This is a genomic window from Catenibacterium sp. UBA627, assembly GCF_002299355.1.
Classification (GTDB): Bacteria; Bacillota_I; Bacilli_A; order Erysipelotrichales; family Coprobacillaceae; genus Catenibacterium; species Catenibacterium mitsuoka.
Window position 1 is genome coordinate 1 of record NZ_DBPF01000111.1, and the last position, 4,766, is coordinate 4,766.

Sequence of the window (4,766 nt, forward strand, 5' to 3'; positions counted from 1 at the left end):
TGTTCAGTTTTCAATGTTCGGTCTCAGCCCGTATCCCGGACTGCCTGTCTATAATACCTAAAACACTGACACTTGTAAAGTGTTTTTTGAATATTTTTTGATTTTTTTGTTGTATATTGCATTTTAAGCCCTTATACGCTTCATAAAATCAATTAAATTTATTTTTATTCTGATTTCCAAACGGCTTTTATATACCCTCGAACGTACGATATAGATAATTCAAGTATTAACGGTATTCATCCCCCCATCTATATTCTATATCGAAGTGGGTGTTTCTGCCGTTTCTTAAGAAAAAAAGCATCCCATTGAAGGGATGCTGTATTGGTATTTATGAAATTAAGCTAATTTCTTATAAACATCAATAAATTCCTGAGCTAAATCAATAACTACTAATGCACACATTAAGTGATCCTGTGCATGTACCATTAATAAGTTAAGTGGAGTTTTTTCTCCTCTGATTTCAGCCTGAATTAATTCAGTCTGAGCATGATGAGCTTCGTTAACTGTTTCTTTAGCAGTCTGAATTGATTCGTCTGCCTTTTCGATATCTCCTGCTTTTGCATACTGAATAGCTTCAATTGCTGAGCTTCTTGCGCTACCAGCATTAACGATTAAGTTAATGACTGTCTGTTCCTGTTCGTCCATTTTAATTCTCCTTTAACAACAATTCCAGATTTCCTCTGTACTTCTATTATATCAATTCTTGTAAGCAATTTCAATACCATTTCATAATATAATAGAATTAGTCCACTTCATAATATAACAAAATTAGTCTGAAATATAATTAAAGTGCTTACAAGCGGCTGTAATTCCTTCTTCTTCAATATTCGTTGTAATATACTTTGCGACTGATTTAAGTTCTGGTACTGCATTTCCCATCGCAATGCCTAATCCTGTTTCCTCGATCATTTCGATATCATTACGTCCATCACCAAAAGCGATTGTATCATTGATATCTCTCCCTAATACCTTTATAAATTCCTTAATTCCTACTGCTTTTGATGATCCCTTTAAGGTTAAATCAAAAGAGCGATCACTTTGATGTCTCTGAACATCAAAATAAGGACTTAAAGCTTCTACCATGACTGGAATATCATCTTTTGAATTAACGACAATCATTCCGATATAAGTTTCTATATTCTTATAATCAAACGAATCAATGATAGTTTCTTCTTTCATACCCCAGTTATTCGCAAATGCCTGATGAACAGGATCTTTTGAATCTCTCACATAAATATAATCATTACCTTCAAAATAATAATTGAAATGGTATTTTTCACAAAGATCCATAGTTGCTTTAATCGCTTCTGCAGGAACTACATTCTTATAAACACATTTACCTTTATACTCTACATAAGCACCATTACATGTTACATAACCAGAAAATGGGTATTTCATAACACCATCTACTATAAAACACTTACATCTACCTGTTGATAAGAACACATCATGTCCAGCCTCCTTTAATTTATCTAAAGTGCGGAATGTTTCAGGTGTGATTTCATAAATATCCTGATTACAATCTATTAATGTACCATCTATATCAAAAAAGAATAATTTACTCATCATATAATCTCCTATTCTAGTAAGTACTTCCATTATATCAAATGGACATAAAAATGAAACCAATTAAGAAAAGTCTCACAAAATCCTTATAGAGCATAAAAAAAGATGGGTATTTCTACCCATCTCATTAACATTCTCCATCAAATACTTCTGGAAGGAATACTTTATGTGTTTTACTTCTACGTCTTACAAATAAGTAAGTTAAGATAACAGATACAACAAGTAAACCAACAAAGAATAAGATTTCTGTTATAGGAACTGCAGTAGCGTTGGCAATCACTGATCTAAATCCATTAACACTATATGTAAATGGAACGAATGGATGTAATACTTTATACCAATGTGGTGCTGTTTCAAGTGGATAAGTACCAGCTGAAGCACCAAGGTTGAATACCATGAAGATCAATGCAATGAATTCACCAATACGGCCAAACGCGATTGCAAGGAATGCGATGAATGCCATAAAGGCAAGTGATAATAAGAGCATAAATGTGAGACATAATCCTGGTCTTGCAGGAGTAAATCCGCAGAATCCTTTTAAACTGAAGTATAAGATTAATGCCTGTACAATTGATAATGGAACCATAACTGTTGCTTTCGCAAGTAAGAACTTAACTGGGCTATCAGTTGTAGTCATACCTTTACCAAATGGATACATTAAACTTAATGCCATACATGCAACATATAATGCAACACTCATCATATAAGGAGCCATCGCATGTCCGTTATTTGGCATATTTGTTAATTCTTTCTTTTCTGTATCTACTGGAGAAGACATCTGTCTGTATGTCTTGTTAGTAGATTTGATATTACTCTTCTTAGAAGCATCTTTTAAGCTGCTTGTAAGTGTATTAGTTCCGTCACCAATAGTAGTTAATCCTTCGCCTAATGTTGCAGAACCTGCTGCCAACTGGTTAGATCCAGAACTGATCTTTAATGCGCCTTCAGCTAACTGTGAAGCACCACTATTTAATGTGGCATTGTTTGAAGCAAGTGTGCCTAAACCATTATTAACCTGTTTAACACCACCTGTGTAAGTCTTTAAACCACTCTGTAATGTGCTTAAGCCATTATCAATTTGACTTACTGCACCAACCATACCAACGGAAGTAGAAGTACCCTTCATACTAGCCTGTACAGTCTTTAGGTTAGTTACTAATGAACCAACTGCTGTGTTATTGGCAGTTGCTAACTGCTGTGAACTTGCTAATAACTGCTGAGTTTTAGCATTGGCTGCAGTCTGATTCTTTAATACAGCTGCATTACCATTTAACAATGTAGATAACTGTTTTAAATCATCTGTATTGATACTAGATGATAACTGAGATGCAACCTGCTGTAATGTAGCAGCCTGAGTTGCATGACTTGTAGCCTTCAATATTAATTCTTGAGCGGCCTGTGGCTGGGTTGCCTGTAATTGTTCAGCCTGTTTCTTTTCCGCTGCAGCTAACTGATTTAACTGAGCCGCATTGTTATTCATTGTTGAGATAGTAGTAGATAATGTAGAAATCATACCGTCAACTTTCTTAGCTGCCTGGGCATCATTTTCTACTAAGTTATTACTATCAATAGCACCTTGGATCTGAGTTAATGCTGCAGATAACTGTTTAGAACTTTCTGCTATCTGTTTATTGCTAGAAGTTAAAGTATTTAACTGACCAGCACTTGCATTAATTCCATCACCTAACTGCTTTTCAGCTGCCTGAACAGCGCTTAATAATTGTGAACTACCAGCTTTTAACTGAGCAGCACCATTGTTTAAAGTGGCACTGTTGTTATCTAACTGCTGTGCACCAGCTTTCGCTGTAGAGACACCTTTAGTATAAGCACTTAATCCCTTCACTAAAGAATCAGCACCATCATTGAATACTAATGCACTTGAAGCAAGTGTATTCAAATTTTCTGTAATAATGGCATTACCATCTTTCGCCGTATTGACACCATCACTTAATTTCTGTGATCCATCTGCGGCTGTTTTAAATCCTTTGCTTAATGTTTTTACATTCTTGAATAAGATCTTAGAGTAAGTCTTAGTCACTGTTGATGAAATTTCAGTTTTTACTTTAGCCATTGCTGAATCATCCATCTTAGTTGCAATGTAGTTTGTCTGTGGATTTGTTGTATATGTGAGCATCATTGTCTGTGGATCATCATCCAATAATGTCGTCGCATTTTTAGAGAAGTTTTCGGGAATAGTAATTACCATGTAATACTTTCCATCTTTTAAACCTTTCTGTGCTTTACTAGAAGAAACAATATTGAAATCCATTGAATCATTCTTCGCAAGTTTATCACTTAACTGTTTACCAATATCCATAGTAGAATCATTATATTCAACTTCTTTATCGTTATTAACAACGGCTACTGGAAGCTGATCTGTTTTACCATATGGATCCCACATAGAACCTAAGAAAACACAAGCATAAATCATTGGAATGATCATAATTGCACAAAGTACGATTTTAAGCCAAGTACTTTTCGCGATGTTTTTCCATTCTGCTTTAATCATATTATCCTTTCCTTTCTGTCATCTACCTAATGACTAGTAGTCATTTTAGTTGACCGTTAGTCATTTATCAATTTACAAATGAAGTGATTTGATAAAAAAGCACAATGTAAGCGCATATCATTTTTAATAAAATAATAAAAAAAAGACTGCTGACATAAGTCAACAGTCTAATGAACTAAAATTATTCAATGATTTCAGTTACGTTACCAGCACCTACAGTACGTCCACCTTCACGGATAGAGAACTTAGTACCGTTTTCGATAGCGATTGGGTGAATTAATTCTACAGTGAATTCTACGTTATCGCCTGGCATAACCATTTCAGTTCCTTCTGGTAATTCGATAACACCAGTGATATCAGTAGTTCTGAAATAGAACTGTGGTCTATAGTTACCGAAGAATGGAGTATGACGTCCACCTTCATCCTTAGTTAATACATAAACATGAGCGTTGAATTTCTTATGTGGATGTACTGAACCAGGTTTAGCTAATACCTGACCTCTTTCAATCTGGTCTCTGTTGATACCTCTTAAAAGAACACCAATGTTATCACCAGCTAAAGCGTAGTCAAGTAACTTTCTGAACATTTCGATACCTGTAGCAACAGTCTTCTGAGTTTCATGGATACCAATGATTTCAAGTTCATCGTTAAGATTTAACTGACCACGTTCAACTCTACCAGTAGCAACTGT

The 4,766-nt window shown here is 34.9% G+C and carries 4 protein-coding genes; all 4 read right to left on the reverse strand.

Translation table 11 applies throughout. The features are described from left to right. Positions 1–336: 336 nt before the first annotated feature. Positions 337–645 carry a PTS lactose/cellobiose transporter subunit IIA gene (locus B2S90_RS07160; RefSeq protein ID WP_006505715.1) on the reverse strand — a complete coding sequence of 103 codons (309 nt, stop codon included), beginning with the start codon at positions 643–645 and terminating at the stop codon, positions 337–339. Between the two features lie 123 nt (positions 646–768). Beyond that, positions 769–1,566 carry a Cof-type HAD-IIB family hydrolase gene (locus B2S90_RS07165; protein ID WP_278780836.1) on the reverse strand — a complete coding sequence of 266 codons (798 nt, stop codon included), beginning with the start codon at positions 1,564–1,566 and terminating at the stop codon, positions 769–771. A 127-nt stretch (positions 1,567–1,693) separates the two neighbouring features. Continuing rightward, the gene (locus tag B2S90_RS07170; protein ID WP_286696786.1) at positions 1,694–4,075 is read right to left on the reverse strand and encodes a YhgE/Pip domain-containing protein; all 2,382 of its coding nucleotides are present in this window, start codon (positions 4,073–4,075) and stop codon (positions 1,694–1,696) included. 181 nt (positions 4,076–4,256) lie between these two features. After that, positions 4,257–4,766, reverse strand: a 510-nt coding sequence (locus B2S90_RS07175) for an EF-Tu/IF-2/RF-3 family GTPase (RefSeq protein WP_286696787.1), incomplete at its 5' end; no start/stop codon positions are given.